At 52.8% G+C, this 17391-nt stretch carries 19 protein-coding genes; 15 read left to right on the top strand and 4 right to left on the bottom strand.

What is annotated here, in order from left to right; genetic code table 11:
* The first annotated feature begins 20 nt into the window (after positions 1-20).
* The 9 genes from HNV11_RS11010 (at position 21) to HNV11_RS10970 (ending at position 7700) form a co-directional block, all read left to right on the top strand.
* Positions 21-467 carry a DUF1572 family protein gene (locus tag HNV11_RS11010; protein ID WP_171739712.1) on the top strand — a complete coding sequence of 149 codons (447 nt, stop codon included), beginning with the start codon at positions 21-23 and terminating at the stop codon, positions 465-467.
* 252 nt (positions 468-719) lie between these two features.
* Positions 720-1352: a hypothetical protein gene (locus HNV11_RS11005; protein WP_171739711.1), complete on the top strand. Its 633-nt coding sequence runs from the start codon at positions 720-722 to the stop codon at positions 1350-1352.
* A gap of 109 nt (positions 1353-1461) precedes the next feature.
* Entirely contained in the window at positions 1462-2430 is a 969-nt protein-coding gene (locus tag HNV11_RS11000; protein ID WP_171739710.1) for an NmrA family NAD(P)-binding protein, read from the top strand.
* A gap of 171 nt (positions 2431-2601) precedes the next feature.
* Positions 2602-4344, top strand: coding sequence for a cell division protein ZapB (locus HNV11_RS10995; protein ID WP_171739709.1), 1743 nt, complete (start codon positions 2602-2604; stop codon positions 4342-4344).
* A gap of 149 nt (positions 4345-4493) precedes the next feature.
* Positions 4494-5363 (top strand): class I SAM-dependent methyltransferase, encoded by an 870-nt coding sequence (locus HNV11_RS10990; RefSeq protein ID WP_171739708.1) that lies wholly within the window; start codon positions 4494-4496, stop codon positions 5361-5363.
* 31 nt (positions 5364-5394) lie between these two features.
* A complete protein-coding gene (locus tag HNV11_RS10985; RefSeq protein ID WP_240163935.1) occupies positions 5395-5865 on the top strand; it encodes a GNAT family N-acetyltransferase in 471 nt (156 codons plus the stop codon).
* A 151-nt stretch (positions 5866-6016) separates the two neighbouring features.
* Entirely contained in the window at positions 6017-6415 is a 399-nt protein-coding gene (locus tag HNV11_RS10980) for an OsmC family protein (RefSeq protein WP_171739707.1), read from the top strand.
* A gap of 56 nt (positions 6416-6471) precedes the next feature.
* The gene (locus tag HNV11_RS10975) at positions 6472-7311 is read left to right on the top strand and encodes a class I SAM-dependent methyltransferase (protein WP_171739706.1); all 840 of its coding nucleotides are present in this window, start codon (positions 6472-6474) and stop codon (positions 7309-7311) included.
* A gap of 116 nt (positions 7312-7427) precedes the next feature.
* On the top strand, positions 7428-7700 hold the full coding sequence (locus tag HNV11_RS10970) for a DUF4242 domain-containing protein (RefSeq protein WP_171739705.1): 273 nt from the start codon (positions 7428-7430) through the stop codon (positions 7698-7700).
* Between the two features lie 89 nt (positions 7701-7789).
* Here the strand turns inward: HNV11_RS10970 and hisS are convergent, their stop codons facing one another.
* Positions 7790-9166 carry a histidine--tRNA ligase gene (hisS, locus tag HNV11_RS10965; protein WP_171739704.1) on the bottom strand — a complete coding sequence of 459 codons (1377 nt, stop codon included), beginning with the start codon at positions 9164-9166 and terminating at the stop codon, positions 7790-7792.
* Positions 9167-9380: 214 nt separating this feature from the next.
* Between hisS and HNV11_RS10960 the strand changes: the two genes are divergently transcribed.
* Positions 9381-9536, top strand: coding sequence for a hypothetical protein (locus HNV11_RS10960; protein WP_171739703.1), 156 nt, complete (start codon positions 9381-9383; stop codon positions 9534-9536).
* Positions 9537-9559: 23 nt separating this feature from the next.
* Here the strand turns inward: HNV11_RS10960 and HNV11_RS10955 are convergent, their stop codons facing one another.
* Together HNV11_RS10955 and HNV11_RS10950 are read right to left on the bottom strand one after the other, a co-directional pair.
* Positions 9560-9913: a hypothetical protein gene (locus tag HNV11_RS10955; protein ID WP_171739702.1), complete on the bottom strand. Its 354-nt coding sequence runs from the start codon at positions 9911-9913 to the stop codon at positions 9560-9562.
* A gap of 86 nt (positions 9914-9999) precedes the next feature.
* Positions 10000-11007, bottom strand: coding sequence for a glycosyltransferase (locus HNV11_RS10950; RefSeq protein ID WP_171739701.1), 1008 nt, complete (start codon positions 11005-11007; stop codon positions 10000-10002).
* 404 nt (positions 11008-11411) lie between these two features.
* Here HNV11_RS10950 and HNV11_RS10945 point away from each other — a divergent pair, with 404 nt between their 5' ends.
* The 5 genes from HNV11_RS10945 (at position 11412) to HNV11_RS23950 (ending at position 14771) form a co-directional block, all read left to right on the top strand.
* Positions 11412-13418: a glycoside hydrolase family 3 protein gene (locus tag HNV11_RS10945; RefSeq protein WP_171739700.1), complete on the top strand. Its 2007-nt coding sequence runs from the start codon at positions 11412-11414 to the stop codon at positions 13416-13418.
* Positions 13419-13456: 38 nt separating this feature from the next.
* The gene (locus HNV11_RS10940) at positions 13457-13840 is read left to right on the top strand and encodes a LytTR family DNA-binding domain-containing protein (RefSeq protein WP_240163967.1); all 384 of its coding nucleotides are present in this window, start codon (positions 13457-13459) and stop codon (positions 13838-13840) included.
* A 177-nt stretch (positions 13841-14017) separates the two neighbouring features.
* A complete protein-coding gene (locus HNV11_RS23960; protein WP_240163933.1) occupies positions 14018-14257 on the top strand; it encodes a carboxypeptidase regulatory-like domain-containing protein in 240 nt (79 codons plus the stop codon).
* 65 nt (positions 14258-14322) lie between these two features.
* The gene (locus HNV11_RS23955) at positions 14323-14583 is read left to right on the top strand and encodes a hypothetical protein (RefSeq protein ID WP_240163930.1); all 261 of its coding nucleotides are present in this window, start codon (positions 14323-14325) and stop codon (positions 14581-14583) included.
* On the top strand, positions 14583-14771 hold the full coding sequence (locus HNV11_RS23950; protein WP_240163928.1) for a hypothetical protein: 189 nt from the start codon (positions 14583-14585) through the stop codon (positions 14769-14771). The genes HNV11_RS23955 and HNV11_RS23950 overlap by 1 nt, the downstream gene beginning before the upstream one ends.
* Positions 14772-14803: 32 nt before the next feature.
* Here HNV11_RS23950 and HNV11_RS10930 read toward each other — a convergent pair whose 3' ends face one another.
* Positions 14804-17362, bottom strand: coding sequence for a TonB-dependent receptor (locus HNV11_RS10930; RefSeq protein ID WP_171739697.1), 2559 nt, complete (start codon positions 17360-17362; stop codon positions 14804-14806).
* Between the last annotated feature and the right edge of the window lie 29 nt (positions 17363-17391).

The raw sequence follows: 17391 nt of genomic DNA, 5'->3' as shown, positions 1-17391 counted from the left end.
ACCTTCAACGAAATAAATAGATGTTGATCAAAACCTTGCAGTCATTATTCACGCGAGATTTGACCAGGCTACGTAACGAAATCGAGTTATACAAACAGGCGGAAAACATTTGGGAAACGGAAGGCGACATTGCTAACTCTGCCGGTAACCTTTGTCTGCATCTGGTTGGTAACCTGAATACGTATATCGGACAGGAAATTGGCAAGACGGGTTATATAAGAAATAGGGAATCGGAGTTTTCATTAAAAAATGTCTCCCGAACCGAATTGCTCCATAAAATTGACCAGACAATTCTGGTCGTCAATCAATCGCTTGATAAACTGAACGAAACTGATTTACCGACTGAATATCCTATTCTGGTGTTTGAAGAAGTAACCTCTTTCGAATATTTGTTGGTGCATCTGGCTACTCACTTAACCTACCACTTAGGCCAAATCAATTACCACAGACGATTTATTGATAGATAAAACAGCTTATACCAGTTTCCTGATATTTAGGTAGCAGATGGAAGCGATGTAGCGATGTCTCGCTTTCGTCATTTTTGGTCAAAACTTTGGCTATTCCCCTTCATTAGCCCACCACGTAGAAAACAGGCTAGGAAATCCATGGGGATTTCTCGGACAGTTATCAGGTAAACGCCACTGTCTTCGGCCAGGTCAACGAGGCAAGGCTGGTAGAACTGGGCTGGCAAAGCCTTTTCGTTTCTCCTGCCTTTCGCTATGGCTCAGCAGAACGACATAAAAACGTTTGATGATCTGTGTCAGCATTATTTGACCTGGATCATCCAATACAACTCGCCAACGTACGATAATCCCTTGTTTTTTGTCTTGTATATGGATACGGACGAAGAGCAGACCGATCGATTTGTGATCTTTCAGACCGGCGAGATTTTCGCTACAGATTCCCTATCCGAGTTAAAAACAGCTCTACTCAACCAGAGCGATACTCTCTTACGTTTTGGCAAGGTGGATTCATGGCTCGCCGATCTGGAGACATTCGAGCCCGAAGCCAATAGCGTCTGCGACGTAGGATATATTATAACATCCCTGGAAAAAGGCGTTATTACCAGTCTGGTTCTTGAGGAATATGTCACTTTCATAAACCTGTATGGCGATTACTGCCATCAGGATGAAGCAAAGAAACAATTACTCGTATACACCGACGACGAATTGATTCGCAAACCCTGGGACTATTTTTATAATTCTGTATTCTGGCCCCAATATAATCCCGAGCAGGCTACGAACGGCTGGAAACGCCCATCCCTGGATATTGATACCAAAATCCTGCTGACGAAATTGAATGAGGTCATACGAACGTTTGAAAGCCGGATAAAAGTGGTAAAGTCCGCTTAACCTTTGGTTGTAGCCAGTTCTATATGGTAACTTTTTATTGAAACATAGCGTTGAGCCTGCTATTGTAATTCTTCCGGAGTCTCACATCCGGATTTTCAGACTCAACGCTATGCATTCAAACGAAATCAGAAATAAAAACCAGGTAATTATTCTGGCTGGCGCTACAGGCGAACTCGGCCACCAGATTGCTCAGCATCTGCTGCAACGCGGAGCTACGGTCCGGGCGCTGGTCCGACGGGGAAGCGCCAGCTCACAAATCAACTTCTTATGTAAGCAGGGCGCGTCCATCCTCAAGGTCGATTACAACGACGTTTCCGAGCTGACCCAAGCCTGCTCGGGCGGGGCCTGCGTCGTTTCGGCCTTGTCAGGACTACAGGACGTACTGATTGGCGTGCAGACGCGCCTGCTCCAGGCCGCAGTTGAAGCTGGCGTTCCCCGGTTTATTCCCTCTGATTATTCCATCGATTATACAAAGCTGCCCCCCGGCCTCAACCGCAACCTCGACCTCCGCCGGGCGTTCGGCGAGCGGCTGGACAAAGCGCCCATAGCCGCTACGTCCATCCTGAACGGTATGTTCACCGATCTGCTGACCGGGCAGGCGCCCCTGGTTCAGTTCGGACTCAACCGGATCATTTACTGGGGTAATCCCGATCAGCCCCTGGACTTTACAACGATTCAGGATACAGCCGCCTTTACGGCTGCTGCCGCTCTCGATCCAGCCACCCCCCGATATCTTCGTATCGCGGGTCAGGTGGCTACCATTCGGGAGTTACAGCAGGCCGCCAGTGAGGCAACCGGAGAGCCGTTTGGCCTGTTACGAGTCGGTGGGCTGGGCTTTCTTAAAACCATGATTACCGTAACCCGGACGTTGTTTCCGCAACCGACCGAAGTGTTTCCGGCCTGGCAGGGGATGCAGTACCTACACAATATGCTTTCCGGTCAACCTAAATTAGAGCCGCTTGACAATGACCGGTACCCCGCTATCCGATGGACACCTGTGCGGGACGTGCTGGCAACGCGCTCAACCGAAACGAAGCAGGCACGTGTAAACGAATTTACAGACACCTATTCCGGTTAGTAGGCCCCGAAAAGTTAATTATACCTATATACGTTAACCGATAACTAAAAGGCAGGTCGTTTCACACAAAAAACGAGACGTTTCTCTATCGCGCTCATCTATTTTTCAGTCAGCTGATAACGGCTGACTTTTTTATTGGGCTTACTTCTTAATCAACCTTTACCAGAACACATGAAAAAGATCTACTTGCTTCTGCTTTTATCCGCAGCAACGCTTGAACTACAGGCTCAGGGCAACCTGGTTATTACGTCGCCTTCATCGCCAACGCCCGGTACTGAAAACGTTATTGTTGGAACCACCGCTGGTAACAATACCATGACGGGTGGTTATAACGTATTCTTGGGAAACTATGCCGGTTACGTAAACACAAGTGGTGAGTCTAACGTCATGATCGGTCGCTCGGCGGGCCGGTTTAATACGCAAGGTGTCAGTAATGTGTTTCTGGGTTCATCCGCCGGTCAGGCCAACACAACCGGCGCGAACAACGTGTTTTTAGGGCGGTTTGCCGGCGGCTCAACAACCACCGGCTCCGATAACACCTATGTTGGCAGAGACGCCGGTTATTTCGGCACCACAGCCTCCAGAAATGCCATGCTGGGTTATCAGGCCGGCTATAATATCACGGCCAGCGAAAGTAGTTTTCTTGGGTATCGGGCAGGCTATAATACCACAACTGGAACAGGTAACACGTTTATTGGTTATCAGAGCGGCTATTTAAATCAGAGCGGTAATCAGAACACGTTCGTGGGCTACCTGGCCGGCTACAACAATACCGGCACGGCCAATATGTTTTTCGGGTTCCGCGCGGGTTATAGCAACACCAGTGGCCAGTTCAACACCTTTCTGGGCGTTCAGGCGGGACAGAACAACACCACCGGTTCGTCGAACTTCATGCTGGGCACCAACGCCGGGTCCAGTAATACAATCGGCACAGGCAACTATTTTCTGGGCGATAATGCAGGTGGGCAAAACACCAGCGGGGGCTACAACATCTATTTAGGCACCAACGCGGGCAACGGAACACGGGTGAATGGCGACAACAATGTGGCCATTGGTTTTGAAAGCGGTCGGCTCAACAGTGGAGGAAATACCAACCTGTTTCTGGGTTTCCGGGCCGATGCCGGGGCCGGCAGCCTGACCAACGCCACGGCCATTGGTCCGAACGCCCTGGTGAATATCTCCAACGCGGTTGTGCTGGGCGACAATGCGAACGTGGGCATTGGCACCAGCGCCCCGTCTAACAAACTGCACATCGTGAGCGCAGCCGCCAATACATCCGGGGTTCGGCTGCAGAACCTGACCAGTGCCAGCTCGGCCAGTGTAACCAATGCCACCAAGTTTCTTACGGTCGATGGCTCTGGAAACCTTATCCTGGGCTCTACCAACGGTTCTACCACGCGGGAAGGTGTCAGCGAAGTCTTCTGGCAGAAGCAGGGGCCCCTACTAAAGGCCGTTGAGAATCAGAGCGTGGTTATTGGTAAAGGCGTAAGCCGCACGCCAACGGGTTATAGTCTGTATGTCGGCCAGGGCATCCTGACCGAAAAGGTGAAGGTGGCCGTCAGCAGCACCGATCAGTGGAGCGACAAGGTGTTTGACCGGAATTATCAGCTTAGAAGTCTGCCGGAGGTGGAACGCTATATCCAGCAGCATCAGCACTTGCCGGGTGTGCCTTCGGCTCAGGAAGTTGTTCGGGAAGGTCTTGACGTAGCGCAGATGGACGCCAGACTACTGGAGAAAATTGAGGAGCTAACCCTGCACCTGATTGAACTCCAGAAGGAAAATCAGCGGCTAGCTACGCAGGCTAGTCAGCTCGATACGTTACGGGCACTGCTGGTCAAACAACAGCAGGCGAATCAGGAGTTACGCGAGCGGCAGCAGCGAATTGAAGATCGTCTCAGCCAGTTGAAGAATTAAGCTGGCTGAGACGATCAGCTTTCTTCGGTAACTCGTTCGTCAGAACCGGTACGACATCGCTTCTTAACCGATGGCGTACCGGTTCAGGATATGTATAAAGTAGTCTTTTACGAAAATATCTCTACCTATAAACCTATACCTATAATACTATGGAAACGACCGCTACCCCTCAATTTGACCCGGTTAAGTACAAACAGACTACCCACGACCAGTGGCAGACAGCCGCTGAAGCCTGGTACCGGTGGAGCTCTACGCTCAATCAATGGCTCGGCAAAGCCACCGACAAAATGCTGGATATGGCCGGTATTGGCAGCGGCCACCGGGTTCTGGATATTGCCGCTGGGGCCGGTGAACAGTCCATCACGACCGCCAGGCGAGTTGGACCTTCCGGATATGTGCTGGCAACCGATATTTCGTCCAACATTCTGGATTACGCCAAACAAATGGCGCAACAGGCCGGCCTAAACAACGTAAAAACTCAGGTAATGGATGGCGAGAATCTGACGCTTGACGATGAAACGTTCGATGCCGTGATCTCTCGGGTGGGCCTGATTTATTTCCCTGATCAGCAACGAGCGCTGAAGGAAATGCTGCGCGTTCTAAAACCAGGTGGAAAAGTGGCGGCCATAGTGTATTCAACCCCAGACAAGAACAAGTTTTTCTCGGTTCCGGTCTCTATTATCCGCAATCGGGCCAAGCTGCCTCCTCCCCTTCCGGGTCAGCCGGGACCGTTCAGTCTGGGCGCCGAAGGCGTACTCGAACAGGCGTTTACGCATGCCGGGTTCAGCAACGTCAGGACCGAGCGGATTGACTCGCCCCTGCAGCTTAGCTCCGCCAGCGAATGCGTCAAATTTGAGAAAGAATCATTTGGCGCTTTGCACCAGATGATGAGCAGCCTGTCGGACGCCGAGAAAGCGTCGGTCTGGGAGGAAATTGAGCAGGAACTTCAGAAATTTGAAACGGAAAACGGGTTCGAAGGTCCCTGCGAAATGGTCGTAGCGGTTGGCGAGAAACCTTAACACACTTGTACTGACTGCAGCTAAACAAGGCATGATGGCCAACGACATAACAATCAGGCTCCACAGGGCATCTGACCGAAACGACATCCTAAATCTGTTACGGCTGAACACTCCGGATTACTTTTCGCCGGACGAAGAACAGGACCTGCTTTATTATCTGGACGATCACAGCGATCATTATTACGTAGTGGAAACTGACAACGTCATACAGGGCTGTGGCGGCTTCAACGTCATGGTCGATGGCCTTACGGTCCGGTTATCCTGGGACATTATTCATCCACAAAGCCAGGGTAAGGGGCTGGGTTCCGCCCTGACGAAATTCAGGATTCAGCAAATTCAGCAGCTTGTCGGCGTAAAGACGATTGAAGTCAGGACATCCCAGTTCGTTTATCCATTCTACGAGCGCTTTGGCTTCGAACTTCGGGAAATAGTAAAGGACTATTGGGCAGCGGGATTTGACCTCTATAGACTGGACCGCGCCGTCCGTTCCGTCAATCCTTAGGCTTCCTATAACCAGTAAATCAAGAGTTTAGCTCTCAAATTGACTTTTCAGCTTTATTTAACCTTGGTTCCAGCACGTGCGTTTTCAGACGCCGGCCAAGCCAGGTTTTTCTGTTCAGGACCACTCCCGTTTGCCAATGACCAGTACAAGCATGCGTATTTCCGCCAATATAAAAAGCAGTTTCAACCAGCATGAAATCACCGTCAGGACCGATGAATCGGTCAAGGAATTGCAGATTTCGCCCAAGCCCTCTGGTTTTGGCTCGTCCATAAATGGTGGGGAACTCCTGCTCCTATCCCTGGCGACCTGTTTCTGCAACGACATCTATCGGGAGGCCGCCAAACGAAATATCCCGGTTTCGGGCGTAGAGGTGGCGTTTACCGGCGACTTTGGCGCAGCCGGTGAGCCCGGCACCAATTTCAACTACACAGCCAACGTCATGTCCGACGCCCCAACGGCTGATATTGAAGCTCTGATTACATACACCGACCAGATCGCCGAAATCCATAATACGCTGCGGAACGGGCTCAGCATTACCCTGACCCGGTAACGGCAGGCTCGTTTGCAGCAGAGTTCATTTGTAATCAACAACTAAACCCAGATGCTATGGAAGCACAAATGGAACAGATTCGGGACCAGCAAAAAGAAACCTGGAACAAGTTCTCGCCCGGCTGGCGTAAATGGGACGACTTTACCATGGATTTTCTGAGACCCATGGGCGATGCGATTATCCATTCTCTTCAGTTGAACGACACGGATACAGTTCTCGATATTGCCGCCGGCACCGGTGAGCCGGGCCTGACGATAGCCACCATCGTGAAAAACGGAAAAGTCGTTATCACGGACCTGGCCGATGGGATGCTCGACGTAGCCCGCGACAAGGCTGCCCAGAAAGGCATCACCAATTACGAAACCGTCCTCTGCGACGTCTGCGACTTACCCTTCGACGATGAAACCTTCGATGCGGTCAGTTGCCGCTTCGGGTTTATGTTTTTCCCCGATATGCAACGGGCCGCCAACGAAATGGCGCGGGTACTAAAGCCCGGTGGCCGAATTGCTACGGCGGTCTGGAGCACACCCGACAAAAATTTCTGGGTGACCGCTACCATGAGTACCCTCAACAAACATATGCAGTTGCCAGCTCCGCCACCCGGCGCACCGGGCATGTTTCGTTGCGGCAATCCGGGCTTCATTGCCGATCTGTTCCGGAAGGCCGGTCTGAAGAATATTTCAGAACAGGAAATAACCGGTCAAGTGAAGTACGGTGATAAAGAAACCTACTGGACGTTCATGAACGACGTAGTGGCCCCGGTAGTTGCTGCCATGAGCAAGGCTGCTGAGGCTATGAAGCAGAAAATCCGGAACGATGTGTTCGATTTAGTCGATCAGAAATACCCGAATACGGCTATTGACTACGGAGCCATCGTCATTTCAGCGGAAAAATAGCAGAGTCCGGCTGGCAGACCAGCAGCCAGACGATATGGTGGAATCCAGCGACCACTTAAAAAACGGGGCGATACCGAAAAGCCAGACGAGTAGGAAAACACTAAATACCTTGAACAATGCCTAAATATGTAATTGAGCGGGAAATCCCGGGAGCCGGTGCGTTAACGTCTGAACAACTCAAAGGTATTTCGCAAACCTCCTGTGGTGTCCTGCAGAATATGGGACCGGAAATCCAATGGGTACAGAGTTACGTAACCGGCGACAAAATCTACTGCGTTTACATTGCCCCCAATGCCGACATGGTCCGTGAACACGCCCGTCAGGGCGGCTTTCCAGCGAATTCGGTGAATGAAGTAGCGACCATCATCGACCCAACAACTGCCGAGTAAACTGGCGACTAGTTGCTTAGAAAATCTTCTGGCCAAACCTGCACGTAACAGGGTTTAGCCAGAGGGTTTTCTTCTATTTCTACTGACGATTACTCAGACTTTTCCTGCATGAACGCTAGAATATCGTCTTTACGTAATTTCTGCTGCTCGCCGGTCAGCATATTTTTGACGGTTAACTCACCCGTCTGCACTTCTTCCGAGCCGATCAGGACGACGTAAGGAATGGCTTTGGCGTTGGCGTAATCAAGCATTTTTTTCACCTTCACCAGATCGGGATACACCTCGGCCGCCACACCCGACGCCCGAAGCTGACTCAATAGCGGCAGAGCCACTGCACGAGCCTCGGCATCGAACGGCACGATCAGTACCCGCGTTCCCTGACCGGCTCCGGCAGGAAACAGGTTCAGCTCGTCCATTACGTCGTAAATCCGGTCGACGCCAAACGAAATACCTACCCCCGATAGCCCCGGCATGCCGAACGTGCCCGTCAGGTTATCGTAACGACCACCGCCACTGACGCTGCCGATGGATACGCCGTTGGCTTTTACTTCAAAGATGGCGCCTGTATAATACGACAGCCCCCGCGCCAGCGTCGGGTCAATCTGCACGTGCGTATCCGTCAGGCCGTACTGGGCGGCCAGTTGGAGGGTCTCGCGTAGTTCGGTAATGCCCTGTTGCGCCGTAGCGGACGTAGCCAGCCAGGTTTCGAGCTGAGTTAGCACCTGATCGGTCGAGAGGTCATCAAAAGCAAACAAAGGCTCAAGGCTGGTGATGGCGTCGTCAGAGAAACCCCGCTCGCGCAGTTCGTCCAGCACTTTCCCCCGGCCAATCTTATCCAGTTTATCAATCGCCACGCTCAGCGTTCCCTCCTGCCCTGGCCGTCCAATCACCTCAGCAATCCCCGACAGAATTTTCCGGTTATTGATTTTGAGCGTAAAGTCCTGAATGTTCAGATTCCGGAACACCTCGTGGATCATCAGCACAATCTCGGCCTCGCATAGCAGCGAATCCGTCCCGACCACGTCGGCGTCGCACTGGTAGAACTCGCGGTAGCGGCCTTTCTGCGGACGGTCGGCCCGCCACACCGGCTGCATCTGATACCGTTTGAAGGGCAGCGGCAGGGCGTGGCGGTTCATCACTACGTAACGGGCAAAAGGCACCGTCAGGTCATACCGTAATCCCTTTTCGGCAATCTTAGGAGTTATATTTTTAGAGCCCGATTGTAGATCGGGCTCGGTCAGGCCAGCCGCAAAATCGCCGGAATTCAGAATTTTAAACAGAAGCTGATCGCCTTCGTCGCCGTATTTCCCCATCAGCACGGATAGGTTTTCCATGGACGGGGTCTCTAAAGGCTGGAAGCCAAACCGCTGGAAGGTCTGGCGGATAGTATCAAAAATAAAGAGCCGTTTGCGCATCTGCTCCGGCCCGAAATCACGGGTACCTTTGGGTAAGGTCGGTTTTTGCATACCGCAAAATTAAGGCACAGCCGTACAGAATTGACAGGGCTGACCAGATTCTTGTTACTTTCCCTACTCGGCGTCAGTCCCGGTTTGGCACCTGTGTTCGGCCCAGGTCAACCACTGCCTTTAGAAAAAAACCGACCAAACCTCTAATCCTGTCATAAATATCCTTATTTTTGCACCCTAAAATCGAACCGACAAGTTAACATACGATATAATCATGGGAATAACTGAACTGAAGCGTAAAGGTCGCCGGAACCGCGCCATCGCCAATAACAAAACGGCCGCTATCAAGCAACTGCTGCGTAAGCCGGTCATCAAGAACGTTGACGTAGAAGCGATCAAAGCTTCGTTCGCGGAGAAAAAACAAGCTTAATCCGCTACGATTCAGCTTTCAACTCAATCCTCACCCCGCCCCGGTGAGGATTTTCGTTTTTGGAGCATCCGGCTCCAGTCCCGCTCACGCTTCTTTAGCTCCCGGCGTACAAACCGGCGGTAGTCGAGCTGCACCCGGTACCGCACGGCCTGGCCAAACAGCGACAGGCCGCCGTTGACCAGAATCAGCGCGTAGGTGCCCCACAAAAACCACTGACGAAACGGCGCACCCGTATGCTTGGCATTACTGGCCTCACTCAGGACGCACAGTCCGGCTCCAATCAGCAACAGACTCAACGGCGCCAGAATCAGCCACTTGGTGCGGGTACTCATTCGTTTAACTAGTTGTTGACCGGGCGGTTTGGCAATTTTGGCCATGCTGTATAGATAGAGTTTCAGGATTAATTTTCTTAACGCGGCATCCTGTTGCGTTGTTAACGTGGGGTTATCCGGGCCTGACCTTTTTACGTCGGATATTCAATCGTTGCACCGGTTTCCCGGAAGCCTTTGGGCTCCCGGAGCCGTTTCCAGCCTTCACTCAGGAAGCCAGTTCCATAACCGATCAGTTGAACAAAGGCGGCTGCCACGCTCAGCAAACCTACGTAAAGGCTGTTTTCTTTACGGGATGCATCGAGAAAGATAAGTACCGAAAATACGAGCAAAACACCAAGCGCCAGCCCAAACAAAGTTCCGTTGACCAGTACCCAGACTGGTACCGAAAACACGAACAGTGTAAACAGTGCCGGAAACAGGTGAACAAGTTTTAGCTCACGGGGATAGTAGCGCGAGATGTTGATACGCGCCCGGCCAAAGAACCGCAACTGCCGAAAAAATTGTCTGAAGTTCGTTCGACGTTTGTGATAAATGAAGGCATCGGGGATCAGACCGGTTTTAAAGCCGTTTTCGATGATGCGGATGGCGAACTCGATATCCTCGCCCATGCGGCTGAGTTTATAGCCCCCAATTGTTTCCCAGACTTTCCGCGACAGCCCCATGTTGAAGCTGCGCGGGTGATACGTACCGCCCAGGTTTTTCCTGCTGCCCCGGATACCGCCCGTCGTGAAGGGCGAGGTCATGGAGTAACTAATGGCTTTCTGAACAGGTGTAAACTTAGGGTGAGCCGCATCCGGACCGCCATAGGCGTCCAGCCAGTCCGTTTCTAATCGTTGATTCACGACGGCGAAATAATGCGGGGGAACGAGGGCGTCGGAATCGAATATCACGAAATAATCGCCTGTGGCCCGCTCAAAACCAAAATTCCGGGTGAAGCCCTGCCCGGAGTTCGGCTTAACGTAATACCGGATGGTTAACTGGCCGTTGAAGTCCTGTACCACCTGCTCAGCGGTAAGAATCGAGCCGTCTTCGATAACCAGCACCTCGAAGTTTGAATACGTTTGCTGAGTCAGACTAAGCAAGAGTTCACGCAGTTCGTCGGGGCGGTTGAAAACGGGGATGATAACGGAAAACTTCATAGACACAGGCCAGCCAGATGCCCAGGAAGGGACTGCACCTTCCGGCATTTTTTAGCGGCAAAGCTAATCACAAACGGGCTTGTTTCTATAGCAAAGAGGGCAGGTAGAGGTTCCCTGCCCTTCTGCGGATACGCAGCTACTTCACTTCCCGCGAGCGTGGCAGCATAAAATACCCCTCTCTCTATCTGAGCCTTGCCTGTGAGTTTATTGCCAGGATGCAGAATCTGCGCTGCATTAATTGAAAATCACCAAAGATCTACCTGCCCACTGTACCTAGCTTTCCCAAAAGCGGATGAACCCATGTGCAAACAATTTGTGTGCTTCAACCTCGGAGGCTGTACGTAAATACAGATGTTCTCCGCCTTTGTCGTAATAAGTACCTAAACCTTTACAAACCGAATGCTATGAGAAGTGCCTGCGCGTATCTGATTACCGGTCTGCTAATCACCGGTGTAACCTTTGGCCAGTCGTCCACTCAACCCCTACTGGGTAAGCGGAGCGTCACGCTTTTACAGGACAAGTCGCTGACGTTCAAAGACCTGAACAAGAATAACAGACTAGATCCGTACGAAGACTGGCGGCTGCCGATCGAGGCACGGGTCAATAACCTGCTCGGCCAGATGACGCTGGAAGAAAAGGTTGGGTTTATGCTCATCAGCACCACCCGAATGGCGGGCGATAATGCGTTTCAGGCTAACGCACCCAGAACGGAAATTACCAGTAGGTTTAACGAAGAAGATCTGGTTCAGGCAAACAATATTTTCACCCGTCAACCCCTACCGACGCCGACCCTATCGGCAGCCGGCACCACCAAAGGCGTAACGCAGTATCACCTGCGGCATTTTATCCTGCGCGCTAATCCCTCCGCTCGTGTCATCGCCGAGTGGGCGAATAACCTACAGGCTCTTTGTGAATCCTCGCGGCTGGGTATACCCGCCATCGTGGCCTCGAATCCACGTAACCATGTGACCATTGATGCGGCTGTTGGGTTGAGCGTGGGAACGACGGCTTTCTCTAAATGGCCGGGTGAGTTGGGGCTGGCTGCCATGCGTGACCTGCCACTCACCCGGGAATTTGCCCAGACGGCGGCTAAAGAGTGGGCCGCCGTTGGCTTACGGAAAGGATACATGTATATGGCAGATCTGGCGACCGAACCCCGCTGGCAGCGCGTTGAAGGCACCTTTGGCGAAGACGCCGATTTAACAGCCAGCATGATCCGGGAAGTGGTGCTTGGGTTTCAGGGAACGAAACTGAGCAGTACCTCGGTAGCTCTGACGACTAAACACTTCCCCGGTGGCGGACCACAGGTGAATGGGCTGGACTCTCATTTTGACTGGGGGAAATTTGCGCACTACCCAGGCGGTAACTTCGATTACCATGTAAAGCCCTTCAAAGCCGCTATTGAGGCTGGCACCTCCGCCATCATGCCGTATTATTCAGCCCCCAGGGGTAAAGAGTTTGAAGAAGTGGGCTTCTCCTACAATAAAGCCGTGATTCAGGATCTGTTGCGGAAGAAACTGGGCTTTAAGGGCATCATCAACTCCGACACGGGCCCGATTGACATGATGCCCTGGGGGGTTGAAAAGCTAAGCCTGCATCAGCGCTACCAGAAAGCCCTCGACGCTGGCGTTGATATTTTCTCAGGAACTGCCGATCCAACTCTCCTGCTCGAAACCGTTCGGCAGGGTCTGGTTTCGGAAGCCCGCATCAATGAATCCGTCCGGCGGTTACTGACGGAGAAGTTTGCGCTGGGCCTGTTCGAAAATCCGTATGTCGATGTAGAAAAGGCCGGCCAGCTTGTGGGAAATGCTGATTTCCAGAAACGCGCCGATCTGGCCCAGCGGAAATCCATTGTTCTGCTCCGCAATGAGGCCACGCTGCTCCCCCTGAAGCCCAAAACGAAGGTTTACTTCGAAACGTACTATGACAACGGACGGGGCAGCAATCCCGTAAAGGTCAACCGGCCAACGCTTCCTGATGCGGACATCGAATTTGTGGCCACGAAAGACGAAGCCGACGTCGTGCTGCTGTGGCTGATTCCCACCAGTGGCGGTTTATTCAGCAGCACCAGCAAGCCCATCGAACTGAGCCTATCGAAAAATCACGTCGACATTGGCCACGTCAACGAACTGCTGAACAGTAAGCCCACCGTGCTGGCAATTAACTTTTCCAGCCCCTGGGTAATGGACGAACTGGATAAAGGTGCCGTCAGAACTCTGCTGGCTACGTTTGGCACCACTCCCGATGCCTTACTCGACATTGTTCGTGGTGCGTTTAAACCAACCGGAAAGCTGCCTTTCACCATACCGGCCTCGGAGAAAGCCGTCGCTGAGAATCTGTCGGATGTACCGGGCTACCAGGAACCTGATGGATACGCCCTCTTCAAATTTGGTACAGGCATCAGCTATTGATCGTTAAAATAATTGATTATAAAGAGTCCCTACTATTGGTGCTCATTCGGCGATTTTGTCCGACGGGCGGCTGGCCCTATTGCAGAGGCCCTGGAAGAAAGGGGCGAAATCCGTGCATCCAGTGGGGGAGTTCACTGTACAGTCTGAACCACCGCACAGACCGGAGCGGCATAGGCTGGCAAATCAGAGATAACTACTTAAAAATTCATCTCTGCGAACGTGAGCTTCTGGTTGTACGGCTGACCATGAAAGCTATGCTGGATAAATTGCCAGCCGAAAGCTTCATTCGCGTGAACCGCTCTTATAAGGTGTTCACCGGTAAAATCCAGGCGCTTCGCAGCCGGATGATTCTTGTTGGAGACGAAGAAATACCAATTGGCAGCAGCTACGAAAAAGAGTTCTGCAGTCTGTTCCGCCGGTAATTTACCCCAACTGGTGAGGCTGGTAACATTATAGCTGATGGCCAACATAAATTCTTAAATTGGTAGCAACTTTGTCCTAGTAATGCATTCTTGTATCTCCGGAAGCCTTTGAAAAGAGATTTTCATGAGATTTTTTTGCAACTTCTTTCCTCATTTTTTGTAACGCATCCTTAGTTCTTGCTTACCTCGGTGGCCTTACTGGGGCGGGCGACGGTTACGAATGAATTGGGGCAGTATCGGTTTGTGAATTTGCCGCCCTCACCCTACCGATTAGAACTTTCGTTTGTCGGCTACCAAAGCCAGACGGTCTCTGTGGTAGTTCAGGCCGACCATGTGACAACGGTTCAGACGCGGCTCTCAACCGTGCCCATTGCCTTATATGAAGTGACCGTGTCGGCACTGAAGGCCCACGATTAGCAGTTGATCAGCTATCCGAACATTAGGCTTCGCCCCGTTACCAATTCCAGGAGATCTTACGGCTGATGCCGGGTCTGTTCATTGGGCAGCACGCAGGCGGAGGCAAGGCCAAGCAGCTTTTCCTGCGTGGTTTTGATCTCGACCACGGCACCGACATTCGGTTTGCGGTGACCGGGCTGAACCTGTTGGGGCCGAACGTCATTTTTCGGACGGGCCGAAACCGGGATGGCGCGTGCCCAGGATCAATCGGCCTATATAGCTTCCTGAGTATTCCTACAGCGATTCATTTTTTGACAACCCACAGCATTTTAAACGGTTTAACGTAATGGGCAAGTATAACGGTCACCTTTCGCCCAGTACGTATCTAACCCTAACGACGTCGAGCTTCTGGAGCCGGTGGAATCACTCGGGCCAGATTCCCGACCGGTTGGTGCTGGAAGTTTTCAGCACACTGTATCCAAGCGGAGTTACGTTCGATGTGGTTGGCTCCCGATACCAGGGTACGAACAAATAAACTTGTTCGGCTTGTATCGGTCTGTTAATCCATCAGAAACCGGTTTCCCAGATCAGGGTCGTGTAGTAGAACCCACCTACGGCCGGGCCGCCAATGAATGTGTAGTAGAGCCGGTTGAGCAGGTTCGTCGCGCCGAGCTTGATTGAAAGGCCCATTTTGGGCAGCCGGTAGTTGGCCTGGGCGTCCAGATTATGGATGGCCGGTACCATGCCCGTTGCCAGCGCCGACTGCCACAGGAACGCGCTCTGGTACTTATAGCTCACCGACAGCCCGACGCCCTGCCACTGATTGGCGTTCGAGACGGTCAGGTTGGCAATCCACTGGGGTGTATTGAAGGCTTCTTCCAGACCGTCCCCGCTTTCGAGACGATCCAGCCGCGCCAGGGCCGCATTTCCGCCTACCGACCAGTAGCCGTTGATGCTATAGCGTAAGGCCAGACTGACCCCGTAGTTATAGACGGTCGTTTTAGAGTTCGTCCAGAGCCGGTAGCGGTCCTGCCGGCTGCGGTCGGCGAGAGAGTATGCCAGCGAATCGGTGTTCGTGGTTCTGGGGATGTTGGCCTCTACCTGCGCAATGAACTGGCGGTAGATGGTATAGTAAAAGTCGGCATCGACGTAGAGCCGCTGCCGGAACAGCAATCCTTTGTAGCCTACCTCGAAGCTGTTCACCCGCTCGGGCTGGAGGTAGCTGTATGGATTGGTTCTGAGCAGCCCTTTGTTTTTCTGGATAGCCTGCTCCGTGGTAAGGCCGTTGGTGTTTACGTCGGTGTTGATGGCTGCCTGAAAAGCATCAATCGAGGTACGCAGATAGGACTGCTCAAAAATCCCCTGCGACATGATCCGCAGTCCGCCCACGCGCTTTACCCCGCCCGAATTGACGTTGGAGAACGCTTCGAACAGCGACGGAAACCTGTAGCCGTTCTGATAAGACAGCCGGAAATTATGGCTCTCTGTGGGTGAGTACACTGCCGACAGCCGGGGGTTGAGCCGGGCGTCAAAATATGTGTTCTTATCCATCCTCAGCGAACCGGTCAGCTTAAGCCGGTCGGCGAAGAACATCCGCGCGGCCTGCACGAACCCACCGGCTTTCCCGTAAATCAGGTTGTTTTCTGGTTCAGTCGGGTTGATGAAATAGTTGCCATCGGGAAAGACGACATAGCGCCGGAAATCGAAGCCAGCCAGCAGATCGATGCCCGTTCGCTGACGGAACCGCTGCCACAGCACCTTGGTCGGTTCAACCTGTCCTTCAACGTGGTACAGCCACGACTGCACCTGCAGAGCCGCGCCAACGTCCCAGTTGTTGATGGTACGTAGTTTGGTAATCAGTTCGTTGAAGGCAGGCGTACCCGGCAGCGGCCTACCCTGATCAGCCAGCGCCCGGGCATCGAGCAGGGCATCGGGAACGGGCATTCCCGCCCGGGTATCGGCGTTGAAACGACCCGTAAAATCTGCGAACCACTGGTTATCCGGCTTAAACGCCTTATCGATGTTTTCGGCCATCGACCGGATGTTGTAGGAGTCGCCGGTGTTTTCGCGGGTACGGTACGCCCTAATCTGCACCGAGGGCGAGGAAAGCGTCAGGCTGTGCTGATCGAGTCGGTAATTTTCCAGCCGGAAGCGGTTGGTTCGCTGATACACGTTGTCGAGCGTAGCCCCGTGAAAGGTATAGGCCAGCTCGACCGTGGGTGTCAGGCGGTAATGTACCGATACGTCACCCCGCAGGTTCCGAAGTTGGTAGTCCGTTGCCTCCTCTTCATAATAGCCAGTGCGGGCCACGACGTATTTCTTGCCCCTCAGCGTAAGCGTTCGACGATTGGAGGATTCATTCCCGTAGGAACTGACAGGGTCCTGAGCTGGATTAGTTGAACCGGTCAGGCTCAGCGATACGTTGGCATTCGGGTTCAGGTCGGCGCGGTTGTTAGCTACCCAGTCGTAGCCCCGCTGATACACCAGATTGACTTTTACCGCCAGTTTCTGGCCAATGCGCTGGGCGTACCGTAGGCTGCTCTCGGAATAGAGTTTGGCCGACAAACCGGTCTCCGCAACATGATTGGCACCCGTTTTCTGGCTGATGCTCAGCCCCGGTGAATCGAACGGATTGCGGGTTATGAGCGTCGCCAGGCCGTTGAGCGCATTCAGACCGTAAAGCGCCGACGCTACGCCCGGCACCACCTCTACCCGCTGAATGTCCAGATCCGACGGTGCCAGCGCATTGGCAATAGGTGCGCCAATGTGCGGAGCCTGATTGTCGCGCCCATCCACAAGCTGAACAAACCGCACGTTGGTCGTATTCGCGAAACCACGCGTGTTATACACCTTAAAACCCAGACTGGATGTCAGCAGTTGCACCCCTTTCAGATTCTCGATGGCGTCGTAATACGACGGCTGCGCCGACTGCCGGATCTGGCGGGCGTTGAGCACATCGATGCTGACGGGCGAGCGAAGTACCCGCTCCGGCACGCGCGAAGCCGACACCACGATCTCGGTTAGCTGCACCGACCGAAGGGAGTCTATCCGGCTGGTTTTGGGTAAACTATCGGCGGGGGTTGACGCTTGCGTAATGGCGGCCAGCAGCAGAGACAGATAGGACATAAAAATCGTTATGTTCCACCAAAAATAAC

Origin of the sequence: Spirosoma taeanense, assembly GCF_013127955.1 — a bacterium.
GTDB lineage: Bacteria > Bacteroidota > Bacteroidia > Cytophagales > Spirosomataceae > Spirosoma > Spirosoma taeanense.
This window is presented reverse-complemented; position numbering and strand designations above follow the sequence as displayed.